At 65.2% G+C, this 13,524-nt stretch carries 12 protein-coding genes; 3 read left to right on the top strand and 9 right to left on the bottom strand.

The window, feature by feature from the left end; all coding sequences use genetic code 11:
• The first annotated feature begins 33 nt into the window (after positions 1-33).
• Positions 34-1,044: an esterase-like activity of phytase family protein gene (locus HZB49_RS24870; RefSeq protein ID WP_291616394.1), complete on the top strand. Its 1,011-nt coding sequence runs from the start codon at positions 34-36 to the stop codon at positions 1,042-1,044.
• A gap of 6 nt (positions 1,045-1,050) precedes the next feature.
• Here the strand turns inward: HZB49_RS24870 and HZB49_RS24865 are convergent, their stop codons facing one another.
• From HZB49_RS24865 to HZB49_RS24840, 6 genes are all read right to left on the bottom strand, one after another.
• Positions 1,051-1,977, bottom strand: a complete 927-nt coding sequence (locus HZB49_RS24865) for an MBL fold metallo-hydrolase (protein WP_291616196.1) — start codon at positions 1,975-1,977, stop codon at positions 1,051-1,053.
• A gap of 13 nt (positions 1,978-1,990) precedes the next feature.
• Complete coding sequence (gene panE / locus HZB49_RS24860) at positions 1,991-2,914, bottom strand: 2-dehydropantoate 2-reductase (RefSeq protein ID WP_291616194.1); 924 nt, start codon at positions 2,912-2,914, stop codon at positions 1,991-1,993.
• 125 nt (positions 2,915-3,039) lie between these two features.
• A complete protein-coding gene (locus tag HZB49_RS24855; RefSeq protein WP_291616192.1) occupies positions 3,040-3,777 on the bottom strand; it encodes an SDR family oxidoreductase in 738 nt (245 codons plus the stop codon).
• A gap of 126 nt (positions 3,778-3,903) precedes the next feature.
• On the bottom strand, positions 3,904-4,509 hold the full coding sequence (locus HZB49_RS24850; RefSeq protein ID WP_291616190.1) for a 2-hydroxychromene-2-carboxylate isomerase: 606 nt from the start codon (positions 4,507-4,509) through the stop codon (positions 3,904-3,906).
• A gap of 85 nt (positions 4,510-4,594) precedes the next feature.
• Positions 4,595-5,950, bottom strand: a complete 1,356-nt coding sequence (locus tag HZB49_RS24845; RefSeq protein ID WP_291616188.1) for an MATE family efflux transporter — start codon at positions 5,948-5,950, stop codon at positions 4,595-4,597.
• Positions 5,951-6,030: 80 nt separating this feature from the next.
• On the bottom strand, positions 6,031-6,609 hold the full coding sequence (locus tag HZB49_RS24840) for a DUF2239 family protein (RefSeq protein WP_291616186.1): 579 nt from the start codon (positions 6,607-6,609) through the stop codon (positions 6,031-6,033).
• Positions 6,610-6,800: 191 nt separating this feature from the next.
• On the opposite strand from HZB49_RS24840, the gene HZB49_RS24835 reads away from it, so the two are divergent.
• Positions 6,801-7,466, top strand: a complete 666-nt coding sequence (locus HZB49_RS24835; RefSeq protein WP_291616184.1) for a glutathione S-transferase — start codon at positions 6,801-6,803, stop codon at positions 7,464-7,466.
• A 102-nt stretch (positions 7,467-7,568) separates the two neighbouring features.
• Here the strand turns inward: HZB49_RS24835 and HZB49_RS24830 are convergent, their stop codons facing one another.
• The 3 genes from HZB49_RS24830 to ggt form a co-directional block, all read right to left on the bottom strand.
• Entirely contained in the window at positions 7,569-8,963 is a 1,395-nt protein-coding gene (locus HZB49_RS24830; RefSeq protein WP_291616182.1) for a serine hydrolase, read from the bottom strand.
• A gap of 35 nt (positions 8,964-8,998) precedes the next feature.
• Positions 8,999-9,895, bottom strand: a complete 897-nt coding sequence (locus HZB49_RS24825; protein ID WP_291616180.1) for an NAD(P)-dependent oxidoreductase — start codon at positions 9,893-9,895, stop codon at positions 8,999-9,001.
• 283 nt (positions 9,896-10,178) lie between these two features.
• Positions 10,179-11,921 (bottom strand): gamma-glutamyltransferase, encoded by a 1,743-nt coding sequence (ggt, locus tag HZB49_RS24820; protein ID WP_291616178.1) that lies wholly within the window; start codon positions 11,919-11,921, stop codon positions 10,179-10,181.
• Between the two features lie 124 nt (positions 11,922-12,045).
• Between ggt and HZB49_RS24815 the strand changes: the two genes are divergently transcribed.
• The gene (locus tag HZB49_RS24815; RefSeq protein WP_291616175.1) at positions 12,046-13,482 is read left to right on the top strand and encodes an MFS transporter; all 1,437 of its coding nucleotides are present in this window, start codon (positions 12,046-12,048) and stop codon (positions 13,480-13,482) included.
• Positions 13,483-13,524 lie beyond the last annotated feature (42 nt).

The raw sequence follows: 13,524 nt of genomic DNA, 5'->3' as shown, positions 1-13,524 counted from the left end.
TTGTTGACCGCAGCGGCTGCGGGATTCTTCGGGCTGGCCTTTCCAAAGGAAGCGCTAACGCAAACGGCGGTGCAGGCGCCGCCGAAGCGGGCGAAGACGGATGAATTCTCCGTCACCGAGCCGGTCTCGGTCGAGGTGAATGCGCGGCCGCTCGCCGGCTTCGATACTCGCGACCGCTCCCGCACGCGCTTCGGTGCGCTGGAATTCCGCAGCGGACTGGTGCTGACCTCGCGATACCGCGGCTTTGGCGGGTTGTCCGGCCTGCGTCTCGATGCAAAGGGCGAGCGCTTCATCGCCATCTCCGACAAGGGCGGCTGGTTCACCGGCCGCATCGCCTATCGGGCCAAGGAAATGATCGGGCTCGAGGACGTCGAGGCCTCGCCGATGCTCGGGCCCGACGGCAAGCCGATCACCGCGCGCGGCTGGTTCGATACCGAATGCATCGCGCTCGACGGTTCGCTGGTCTATGTCGGGCTGGAGCGCGTCAACCGTATCCTGCGCTATGATTTTGCCCGGGGTTTCACCCGCGCGCATGGCGAAGAGGTGCCGCTCCCGCCGCCGGCGCGCAAGCTGCCCTTCAACAGGGGATTGGAAGCGCTGGTTAAGATACCGAAGGGCCAGCCGTTGGCGGGCACGCTGATTGCGATCTCCGAGCGCGCGCTGGATGCCCAGGGCAACATTCTCGGCTTCCTGATCGGCGGCAAGACTCCCGGACAGTTTTCGGTACAGCGATCCGAGGATTTCGACGTCAGCGACGCGGCACTGCTGCCGTCGGGCGACATACTGCTGCTGGAACGGAAATTCTCCTGGCTCGGCGGCGTCGGCATCCGCATCCGGCGCATCGCGCTGAAATCGTTCTCGCCGGGTGCCGTGGTCGACGGGCCGGCGATTTTCTCCGCCGATCTCGGCCACGAGATCGACAATATGGAGGGGATCGACGCGCACGTGACGCCTTCCGGCGACACCGTGATCACCATGGTCTCCGACGACAATTTCTCGATGATCCAGCGCAACCTGCTGCTGCAGTTCACGCTGGTGGAATAGGCGCGGTCAACTGAGCCGAAAGACGCCGCCTTCGTCCACCTGCACCCGTCCGTCAGCGAGCATCTCATCGAGATGACGGGAAATCAAGCGCGTCTCCGCATCGACCACCCACAAATCCTGATGGCCGGGCGGATACAGCAGTCGGCATTCGACCAGTTGTGCGAGCGTCTTCGGCGACCCCCGCAGCAGGTCCAGCAGGCGCTGGTCGCGTGCGTCGAGCGTGGCGGTGTAGGCGGCAAGATCGCGCAGGAAATGCGCGCGGTCGGTGTAGACGCCGCGGTGATGCGAGGTGACCCAGACCTTGGCCGGGATGTCAGCGACTGACTTCAGCGTCTGGCGGAAATCGCCGAGATTCGACGAGGCGTCGCCGTAGTAGGGGCCGAAGCTGGAGAGATCGATGTCGCCGATGAAGGCGACCCCCTCAGGTTCGACCAGCAGCACGCAATGCCCGGCGGTATGACCGGGCGCATGGAAGGCGCGAACGCGCGATCCGCCGAGCTCCCACACCGCGCCGTCCCTGTAGCCGATGGCATCGGGACGTGGCGTGTAGAAGAAGTCGCGCTTGAAACGCGCCAGCATCTCGGCCACGTAACTCTCGTCGCTGCCATAGGCGGCGCGCAAGCCTTCCCAGCTTTGCGCGGCCACGAGGTCGGCCTCGTGCACATGCACGGCAGCCTTCGGCAGGCGGTGCAGTCCGGCCATGTGATCTTCGTGCACATGGCCGAGGATCACGAGGTCGCTGCGGTCGAATTCCGGACCGATGTGATTGGCCACGATCGGCGTATCGAACGCGGCCTGCGTATCCGTGCCGTGGACGATCACCTGGTTGGCGTCGGGATACTTGCCGTTCTTCTCGCCGAAGAAGACGGTAACCCGGCCGAAATCGGCGCGCGGGATCGCGCGGCGGCTCAATTCTGTGGCAGTGACGTTCATGGAATTTCCGGCCCTAGCTTGCGCGCTGCTTCTCATAGGCCTTCAGATGTGTATAGGCCGTGCGCAGTCTTGGCACCGGAATTTTTGCCGCATCCGCCCGCGCCACGAGATCGCCGATCACGTGATCGGCCTCGACCGGCAGGCCGGCCTTGACGTCGCGGAACATCGAGGCCGTCATCGGAGAACCCTCCGTGGTCAGGATGCCGCGGGTGCGCTGGAAGAACGGTCCGGCCGGCGCAAAGCCTTCGGCGGTGGCGACCGCCGAACATTCGTCGAGCATGCCGAGCAGAAAATCCTTGCCGCCGGCAACCGCCATGATGTTGCCGACGGAGGTGCGCATCAGGCAGGTGGAGGCGGCCAGCGAGGCCAGGAACACCCACTTCTCCCACATGTCCTGCATGACATGCGGGCTCGGCGCCGCCCCGCAATTGCCTTTGGCGAAGACTTCCGCGATCGCCTTGACGCGATCGGACATCGTGCCGTCACGCTCGCCGAAACCGAGCGACTGCATCGGTGCAAGCTGCACCACCTCGCGCTTCTCGTTCAGCGTCACCGCGATCGCGCAGAGCCCGCCGAGCACGCGCTCGCGGCCGAATTTCCTGTCGAGCACGTCAAGATGCGACACGCCGTTGAGCAGCGGGATGAGGCAGGTGTTCGGGCCGACGGCGGGCGCGAACGACTTGATGGCATCCTCGAGGTCGAATGCCTTGCAGCTCAGCAGCACGACGTCGAAGGTTCCGGTGAGCTTGTCAGCCTGTACCGTCGGCGGATTCTTCAGCGTGACATCGCCGGCCGGACTCCTGATCACGAGGCCTGCGCTTGCGAGCTCCGCCGCGCGTTTGGGGCGTACCAGGAAGGTGACGTCCTGGCCGGCTTGCAGCAGCCTGCCGCCGAAGTAGCCGCCAATCGCGCCGGCGCCGACCACGAGAATGCGCATCTCTTGCCCTCCCACTGACCGTCATGCCCGGCCTTGTGCCGGGCATCCACGTTCTTTGTTCCGGGATACAAAGTAAGACGTGGATGGCCGGGTCAAGCCCGGCCATGACGCATGAATGATATGCGTCACCACTTCTCGCCAAACGGGCGGATTTCCAGCTCGAACGTCCAGGCGCTGCGCGGCTGCTGGTAGAGCTGCCAATAGGAGGCGGCTACCGAGGCGGGCGGCATCAGCAGATCGGGATTATCAAGCGCTTCCTTGCCCCAGATCTGCGCCCGGCGCTCGCGCACCCAGGCGGTATCGACGCCGGAATCGATGATGAGATGCGCGACATGGATGTTCTTCGGCCCGAGTTCGCGCGCCATCGACTGCGCCACGGCGCGCAGCCCGAACTTCGCGCTGGCAAACGCCGCATAGCCGCTGCCGCCGCGCAAGCTGGCGGTCGCGCCGGTGAAGAAGATGTTGCCTTGTCCGCGCGGGACCATCAGCCGGGCCGCCTCGCGCCCGGCGAGGAATCCTGCCCAGCACGCCATCTCCCAAACCTTCCGGAACACGCGGTCGGTGGTCTCGAGAATCGGGAAATTGACGTTGGCGCCGACGTTGAAGATGCAGACTTCCAGCGGCGCGTGCCTGTCGGCGTCGTTGAGGAAGGCGGCGATCTCGTCTTCCTTGCGCGCATCGAGCGAGCGGCCGACAATCGTGCCGCCGGCGGCCTCGACCTCCTTGATCAGCGGCTCGAGCTTTTCGCCGTTGCGCCGCCCGGCGAAGACGGTGAAGCCCTCGGCTGCGAACTTCTTCGCGATCTCGGCGCCGATAAAATCGCCGGCGCCGATCACGGCGCAGGTGGCGTTTCGCTTTTGCATGGTCTTGCACTCCTCCTCATCCTGAGGAGCGGCGTCTTCGCCGCGTCTCAAAGGATGAGCTTGCGGGGCCTCATGGTTCGAGACGCCGCGCGATGCGCGACTCCTCACCATGAGGGGTGACAGTGGCTATCTTCCCGAAACCATTTCCTCGACCTCGCGCAGCTGCTCCTTGCCGAAGAACATCTCCTTGCCGACAAAGAACGTCGGCGAGCCGAATGCGCCGCGCTCGACGGCGGACTGTGTATTCGCCATCAGCTTCGCCTTGACGTCGGCATCTTGCGCGCGGGCGAACAGCTTTGCCGCATCGAGGCCGGAAGACGCGAGCGCCTTGGCGGCGACTTCCGGATCATCCATCTTCTTCGGCTCGACCCACATGTGATGAAAGGCCGCCTCGACATATTTCTCGAACACGCCCTCTAACTGTGCCGCGACGGCCCCACGCATGATATTCAGCGTGTTGACCGGGAAGAACGGGTTCCAGGTGTAGGGCTTGACGCCAAAGCGCTTCAGGAAGCGCTCGGTTTCCAGCGCATGGAATTCGCGCTTGTTCTTCACGCCGGCCAGCGTTTCGGCAGGCGACTTGTTGTTGGTGGCCTTGAAGATGCCGCCGAGCAGCACCGGCACATATTCGAACTTCACGCCGGTGCGCTTCTCGATCGCCGGGATCGCCTTGTGGCTGAGGAAGGCGTTGGGACTGCCGAAGTCGAACAGGAATTGCGGACTTTGACTCACGGCGGCCTCCCTCGATTTTTCCACTCCGGCGGCATGGCCGCCGGAGCTATGATGACCGTCATATTGTAACGTGCCCTCGCCCGAGTCAAACGAGGCGTGCGGCCGTGCGCTTGCGCCAGACCAGCAGGTAATAGCTCATCTGCAGCAGGAACATGGTGCAGAAGGCGATAGGATAGGCCGCCCACACGCCCTCGATGCCGATATGCCGGCTGAGGAAGATGGCGGACGGAATTTCCACCGCAAGGATCGCAAACGACGAGATCGCAAGCGGCGCCCATACCGTGCCTCCCGAGCGCATCGCGCCGGAAAATACCGTCGCCATGCCGAACAGTACGGTGCTCCACAGCACGATGTGCAGCAGCCCCTGCGCCAGCTCGAGCACCGCGGGCTCGGTGATGAAGAGCGCCATCAGGCCCGGCGAAAAGAGATAACCGAGCACCGCCAGTCCGCCGGTCAGCCACAGGTTCATCTGCAGGCCCGTGCCGACGATGGCGCCGATCTGGCTCCCTTGTCCGCGGCCGATCGCCTGGGCGCCGAAGATCGAGACCGAGATCGCGATCGACAGCGCCGGAAACTGCACATAGCTCATGACTTGCCCGACTGCGCCATAGGCGGCGGTGGCGTCCGAGCCATAGCCGTTGACGAGGCCGAGCAGCACCAGCTCGGCGACCGACATCACCATCATGCTGAGCGAGGCGGGAATGCCGATGCGCAGCACCAGCCGGAGCAGCCGGCCATCCGGCCGCATCGCGCGGAGGAACTCCCTGTCGAAGGCCAGAGCGTGCGACCGCGCGCGCAGATGAAAATGCAGCCATAGTAGCGTGAGAATGCTCGAGGCCACCGACGCCCATGCCGCGCTGGCCACGCCAAGCCGCGGCAGGCCGAGCGGGCCCGCGATCATGACAGGCGTCACCACGAGCCCGATCAGCGTGTAGACCACCAGCGCCAGCAACGGCGTGATGGTGTCGCCGACGCCGCGCATCATCGCCGTCACCAGGATCACCGCGAAGGTGAGCGGCATGAAGATCATCGAGACCCGCGCGTAGGCGGTGGCCTCATCCAGGATGTTCGGCGGCGTGCCGAGCGCGACCACGAGATCGCCGGCGAACAGCGATCCGAACAGGGCGATGACGGCCGCGAACGACAGCGCGATGCCGAGCGTCGTGCCGGCGACCGCCTTGACCTTGACGTGGTCCCCGGCGCCGAATGCCTGTCCGATCAGGACGGAAGCGCCCGTGCTCAGGCCCATGACCAGCGCGATGAAGGCGAACATGACCGGGAAGAACACGGTCACCGCCGCGAGTGCGTCGACGCCGATCATCTGGCCGAGATAGACGTTGTTGATGGTGCCGAACAGCGATTGCAGGATGTTGCTTGCCATCATCGGCAGCAGGAAGACGAGGAAATTCTTCCAGAGCGGGGCGGGACTGGTCACGGGCATGGCCTTGCAATGGGCGCGGCAGGTCGTGCCGCGCGCAGATGGCGGTTTGGAAGGTTCGGGTTTTGGAGTGGGCGATCGCGCTAGTCGGCGCGATCGCTGTAGGCAAGCTTGACGATGTGGTCGCGGATGTCGGTCGGCCAATCCGCAATCAGGCCGGCGAAGCGCCGCCGGTTATCGGCAAACAAGGCGCGCGAGGCTTCCTCGAAATTGGCGAGGTCGCCGGCCATGGCCGACATGAAGTGATAGGCCGCATCGCGCGCGGCGCGCAGCCGGTCGCGATCGCCGGTGGCGCGGCGGGCCTCGTCGACCAGCTTGCGCAAGGCGACCGATGCGCCGCCGGGCTGGCCGTTCAGCCATTCCCAGTGCCGCGGCAATAGCGTCACCTCGCGTGCGACCACGCCGAGTTTCGGCCGGCCGCGGCCGCGCGGCTCGGGGGCCTGGGCTTCCGGGGCGGCAGCAGGCGCAGCCTTGGGGAGCCGCGCGACAATCTCGTCATCGCTGCCGCGCAGGTCGAGATCGAGCGAGCGCCCGGTGGCATCATTGAAGATGATGATTGGCCCCGCCGCCTGGCCCGCGCGCTTCACTTTGAGCGCGACCTCGGCAAGGGTGCCGGAGATCAGGCGCCGCTGGCCCTCGAAGGCCGTAAATATTTGACCCATCTTAAGTTTCCGGAATGGCCACATGTTGGCTTATTTATACCCGGATATATTTAAGCGTCAATATCACCCGGGTAATAATTTTTGCGGAGGCGACCCGGATCCTTCGCCGTTTTGGTCAGGGCGGACAGGTCGCTAATCGGCGCAAGGCCTGATACGGGAACACCCAGAAAATTCCTGCAGGGGGACGGCCAATGCTGACGGTGCATCATCTCAACAACTCGCGCTCGCAGCGGGTGCTGTGGCTGCTCGAGGAGCTGGGCGTGCCCTACGAGATCGTGCGCTATCAGCGGCAGCCCGACATGCGCGCGCCAAAGGAATTGCGCGCGATCCATCCGCTCGGCAAATCGCCCGTCATCACCGACAACGGCAACACCGTCGCCGAGTCCGGCGCGATCGCGGAATACATCATCGCCACCTACGGCAAGGGCCGCCTGATCCCGCCGGAGAATACGCCGGAGCGGCTGCGCTATACCTACTGGCTGCACTATGCCGAGGGCTCGGCAATGTCGCCGCTGCTCCTGAAACTGCTGTTCACGCTGATGCCGCGCCGGGCGCCGGCATTGCTGCGGCCCTTGGTGCGCAAGGTCTGCAACCAGGCGCTCACCACGTTGGTCAATCCGCAGCTCAAGCAGCACATGGACTACTGGGAGAGCGAGCTTGCAAAGAGCGAGTGGTTCGCCGGCAGCGAGTTCACCGCCGCCGACATCCAGATGAGCTTCCCGCTGGAAGCCGCTGCCGCGCGCGCCGGGCTGGAGCAGGGCCATCCCAAGGCGATGGCGTTCGTCGAGCGCATCCACGCGCGGCCGGCCTACAAGCGGGCGCTGGAAAAGGGCGGGCCGTACGAGATCGGGCGGTGATTTCCGTCGTCATTCCGGGGCATGCGAAGCATGAACCCGGAATCTCGAGGTTCCGGGTCTGGTCCTTCGGACCATCCCGGAACGACGGATTAAACCGTCGCCCTACGGCTGCGTGGCCGCGATCACTTCCTTCACCAGCCGCGCCACGCCCCTGATATCGCCGGTGGGATCGATGGAATCTCCCAGCCGCACCACGACCATGCGCTGCGACGGCATGATCACGATGCGCTGGCCCAGCAGGCCCGAGGCGAAGAAGGAATCGCGGGGAAAGCCGAGCTGCACGCGGCCTTTGGCGTCGGGATGGTCGCTGCGATTGGTGTAGAAGCCCGCGGCATAATCGCTGTCCAGCGTTGCGGCTGCGCAAAAATCCACCCAGTCCGGGTGCAGGACCTTCTTGCCGCCGACCACGCCGTCATTGAGATAGAGCAGGCCGAGCTTCGCCCAGTCGCGGGCGCTCGCCAGCATGTAATTGGCGCCCTGCAAGGTGCCGGCACCGTCGAACTCCAGCGTGACATGGCGCATGCCAAGCGGATTGAACAATTCGCGCCATGCAAAGGCGAGCGTCTGCTCCGGCCCGCCGGTCAGGTCGCGGATGATGCGCGCCAGGATCTGCGTCGTGGCACTCGAATAGTGAAAGCGGGTGCCGATCGGCGCGATCATCCCCGTGTTGACCGCAAAGGCAGCCATGTCGTCGTACAGATACATCCGGGTCGACGGATCGAAGCCGGAATTGGTCTCGTCGAGGTCGAGCCCCGATGTCATGCGCATGAGATGCTCGACCTCGATCTCGCGGCGGGGGTCGTCGATGCGGCGCCATTCCGGGATCGGCGCTGGCAAGGACGGCGAGGTCAGGCCTTGCTGGGTGAGCACGCCGATCAGCGCGTTGACCATCGACTTGGTCATGGAGAAGCCCGACAGCTGCGTGTCGACGCCGATGCCGGGGGCGTATCGCTCGGCGATCACCTTGCCGTCGCGCACCACGACGACCGCCCTGGTGCGCCGGAATGGCGGTGATGCAGGCTCCTCGAAGGCATGATCGAGCGCGGCCTTGAGCGCGGGATCGGCCGGCTCGACCACGGCGGGACCGGCAATGTCTGGCAATAGCGGCGGCGTCTTGGGCACCTTCAGCACCTCGACGTCGCTCTTCAGGAGATAGGGCTCTCCGGTGCCGTGCCGCTCGACGCAGCCGAACCCGTCATGGAAGACGGCGCGGCCTGTGAAAAATCCCAATGTCGAGGCATCGACCGTGCCGGCCTTGCGATCGATCCGGAAATCCATCACATGGCGCAGGCGACGGAAGCCGGGACGTTCAAGCGTCTCGGCGAAGACGATCTGCGGATCGAGCCCGGAAACGAAGGTCTTCGAGCAGATCAGGTGCGCAACGCCGCCGGTGGCGACGCGAATGGCGCGGTCCGGCCGGAAATGAAAGGTCAGCCCGGCGAGCGCCGCCAGCACCAAGGCGACGGCGGTAGCGAGGATCCATTTCCAGGATGTCACGCAGATCTCCGGCGCGGCGCGGCCGCACAATACGCCTAGCGCGAGGTCTGTGCAGCTCCGACCGAGGGCAACGGCTGCACCGTTACGCCCGGCGGCGGCACGTCGTCCTCGGGCACGAAGAAGTCCGACATCAGCGGCATCGAGCGGTCGACGCGGTAGGGCTCGAAATCTCGCACTCCGCTTGCGTACAGGATCTTGTCGTCGATACAGAAATTGCCGGTGAACTCGCGCGAAGGCCTGGAGAAGATGGCATGCGCCGCATCGCCCATGATCTCGGGCGTGCGGCTCATGCGGATCATGGCGTCGCCGCCGAGGAGATTGCCGACCGCGGCGGTGGCAATGGTGGTGCGCGGCCACAGCGCGTTGACGGCCACGCCCGCACCTTTCAGTTCGCCCGACAGGCCCAGCACGCACATGCTCATGCCGTATTTTGCGATGGTGTAGGCGGTGGAGTGCTCGAACCATTTCACCTTCATGTCGAGCGGCGGCGACAGCATCAGGATGTGCGGGTTCTCCGCCTTCTTCAGGTGCGGGATGCAGTATTTCGACACCATGAAGGTGCCGCGGGTGTTGATGCCCATCATCAGGTCGAACCGCTTCATGTCGGTGCCTTGCGAATTGGTGAGGCTGATGGCACTGGCGTTGTTGACGCAGATATCGATGCCGCCGAATTCGGCGACGGTCTTCTCGATCGCATCCATCACCTGCGCCTCCTCGCGGATGTCGCAGACGATCGGCAGCGCCTTGCCGCCCGCGGCACGCACCTCATCGGCGGCGGTAAAGATGGTGCCCTTCAGTCGCGGATGCGGCTCGGCGGTCTTGGCCGCGATTGCGACATTAGCCCCGTCCCGCGCCGCCCGCAGCGCGATTGCAAGGCCGATGCCGCGGCTCGCGCCGGAGATGAACAGCGTCTTGCCTTTGAGCGATGCCATGAGGAGGACTCCTGTGAGCGAGGTAATGCGAAGTCAGGGACGCAGGCTGGCCGGGCTCCCTCCCCCCTTGCGGGGGAGGGCTGGAGAGAGGGGTAAGCCCCGGGCGCTGATCGTAGACATAGCGCGATACTGGATCAACGAACCGGTAGGTTGGGACTGACTCGTTCTATCGGTCTGGCAGTCGAGCAAGCGGTACCCCTCTCCCTAACCCTCCCCCGCAAGGGGGAGGGAACCCATCCGACTGTGCGTCCCTCACTTTGCCGGAAGAATTCGGTGGATCGATCTACTGCCCCGCCGCCCACGCTCCTCGCGTCCGCGGGTCGGGTGCGCCGAGGGGGCCGTTGGGGCCGACGAAGATCGAATTCGCCGAGGTCTGGCCGAGCGTATCGACGACCTTGTGGCCCTTGTCCCGGAGTTCGGCGAGCACCTCGGCGGGGATGCCGCGCTCGGCGCGCACCTCGTCCGGCAGCCATTGATGATGAATGCGGGGAGCGGCGACCGCGGCGGCGACGTTCAGCCCATAGTCGATCGTATTCACGATGACCTGCGTCACCGCGGTGATGATGCGGCTGCCGCCGGGCGTTCCCGTGACCAGCACCGGCTTGCCGTCCTTCAGCACGATGGTCGGCGACATCGAGGAAAGCGGCCGTTTTCCCGGGCCGGGAAGATTGGCCTCGAACCCGACCAGGCCGAAGGCGTTGGCAGCGCCGGGCGCCGCGGTGAAATCGTCGAGCTCGTTGTTGAGCAGGATGCCGGTGCCTTCGGCCACGAGACCAACGCCATAGGGGAAGTTCAGCGTATAGGTGTTGCTGACGGCGTTGCCGCGCGAGTCCACCACGGAATAATGCGTGGTATTGCTGCCTTCGCGCTGCGGCTTCGCCGGCGCTGCCTCTGTCCACGGCGTTGCGCGCGCAAGGTCGATGCTGGCGCGCTGCCTGGCCGCATAATCCTTGGCAATCAGCATATTGGTCGGTGCATCGACGAAGGCGGGGTCGCCGAGATAGCGCGCGCGATCGGCATAGGCGCGCTTCATCGCCTCGATCATCAGATGCAGCGAGGTCGCCGAGCCCTGCTTCATGTCGCCGAGCGGAAAGCCCTCGAGGATGTTGAGGGTCTCCAGCAGCACCGTGCCGCCGGAGGAGGGTAGTGGCATCGACACGATGTCGTAGCCGCGATAGGTGCCGCGCACCGGCGCGCGGAGAACGGCTTGGTATGATTTCAGATCCTCCGTCGTCATGATGCCGCCGGCATCGCGGATGGCTTTCGCGAGCTTCTCGGCCACCGGCCCTTCGTAGAAGCCGCGCGGGCCCTGTTCGGCGATGGTGGAAAGGAACGAAGCAAGATCGCTCTGGACCAGCGTATCGCCCTCGCGCAGCGGGCTCCCGTCCGCCTTTGAAAAGCTCTTTGCCGAATTCGGCCAGCGCGACATGCGGCGATACATGTCCGGCAGCGTATCGGCGGTGTCATGGGTGACGACAAAGCCGTCGCGCGCGAGCGCAATGGCGGGCTTGAGGATATCGGCCAGCGTGAAATTGCCGGAGCCGAACTTTTCGAGCGCCAGCGCCAGTCCCGCAACCGTGCCGGGCACGCCGATGCCGAGCGCCGAGTCGCGCGACTTCGCCGGATCTGGCTTGCCGTCGGAGCCGAGGAAAACGTCGGGCGTGATCGCGGCCGGCGCGGTCTCGCGATAGTCGATGGCGATGTCCTGGCCGCGTTCGGCGGAGTGGATCACCATGAAACCGCCGCCGCCGATATTACCGGCGCGCGGATAGGTCACTGCCAGCGCAAAGCCGGTCGCCACCGCGGCATCGACGGCGTTGCCGCCCTGCCGCAGGATTTCGGCGCCGATCTCGGCCGCGAGCTTCTCCTGCGCCACCACCATGCCGTGTTCGGCAGCTACGGGCTGAACCGAATCAAGCGGCGGCGGCGTGTAGAGCCGGCGTTCCTGCGCGTCCGCCCGCCAGGCAAGCAATGCCAGCGCGGCTATCGCGAAACCCTTGCAGCAATTGGTCGTAGAGAAAATCATCGGAATCCGCGTATCCGGCCGGCAGACATGCGACAACATGCGAAGCCGCAACCGGCGCGCATGCTATATGGATTTCATGGCGGCAGGCAAAACGCCTGTTTGTGATCAAAAGGTGACCTTGCACATGGCGGTGACGGATCTTGCGGCTGGTCGCGCGGAGGGAATGCCGGTCTATCCGCGCCGCGCCGCCGTCATCAGCTGGATTTTCTTCGACTGGGCGGCCCAGCCCTATTTCACCCTGATCACCACCTTTGTGTTCGCGCCCTATTTTGCGAACTTCGTGGCGCCAAATCCTGCAACCGGTCAGGCGCTGTGGGGATTCGCGGCCGCATCCGCCGGCTTCACCATCGCGCTTCTCTCGCCGGTGCTCGGCGCCATTGCGGATGCGTCCGGCCGGCGCAAGCCGTGGATTGCCGGCTTTGGCGCCCTGCTCGTCATCGGCGCCTGCGCAATGTGGATCGGCAGGCCCGGCGATCCCTCGATCATTCCGGCGCTGCTGCTCGCCTACGCCATTGCCTCGGTCGGCGTCGAGTTCGCGACCGTCTTCAACAATGCGATGATGCCGACGCTGGTGCCGCCGGACCGGATCGGACGGCTGTCCGGCACCGGCTGGGCCACCGGCTATATCGGCGGCATCGTCAGCCTGATCATCGTGCTCGGCTTCCTTGCCGCCAATCCCGATTCCGGCCGAACGCTGTTCGGCCTCACGCCGCTGTTCGGGCTCGATCCCGTCACGCATCAGGGCGATCGCATCACCGGTCCGCTGACTGCGATCTGGTTCGTCATCTTCGTGACGCCGATGTTCTTGCTGACGCCGGATTATCCGGCAAGGCGACCCGTGCGCGAGGCGCTGCGCGCCGGGCTCAGCGAGCTGAAGGGGACGATCGCCGAATTGCCGAAGCAGCGATCGATGTTGCTCTTCCTGCTCGCCAACATGGTCTATACCGATGGGCTGGTGTCGCTGTTCGCCTTCGGCGGCATCTATGCGGCCGGCACCTTCGGCTGGCACACGCTGCAGATCGGCACGTTCGGCATCCTGCTTGCGATTGCAGGCACGCTCGGTGCCTGGCTCGGCGGCAAGCTCGACGACCAACTCGGCCCGAAGCGGGTGATAGCCGGCAGCATGATGGTGCTGCTGTTCGCGGTCATTGCCATCCTGCTGGTGGACAAGGACCACGTCTTCTTCGTCAAGGTCACCCCGCCGCAGCCCGGCGGCGCGCTGTTCGCCGGCGCGTCGGAAAAGGCCTATCTCGTGCTCGGCTGTCTGATCGGGGCGGCCGGCGGCCCGCTGCAGGCGGCAGCGCGCACGCTGCTCATCCGCCTCGCGCCAAAGGACCGCATCGCGCAGTATTTCGGGCTGTTCGCGTTGACCGGCAAGGTGACGTCCTTCCTCGGCCCGCTGCTGATCGGCGTCGTCACCGCGGTAACCGCGAGCCAGAAGGCCGGCATGGCCGTGCTCGTGATCTTCTTCACGGCGGGGATGGCGCTGCTGATGATGGTAAAGGAGCCGTCCCGTCGTCCCGGACAAGCGAGCGTAGCGAGCGCGATCCGGGACCCATAACCACGAATGTCAGTGCTGCGCTTCGCTATAGCCACAGCGAGT

Source organism: Bradyrhizobium sp. (assembly GCF_016219575.1).
In the GTDB taxonomy this organism is placed as follows: Bacteria; Pseudomonadota; Alphaproteobacteria; order Rhizobiales; family Xanthobacteraceae; genus Bradyrhizobium.
This window is presented reverse-complemented; position numbering and strand designations above follow the sequence as displayed.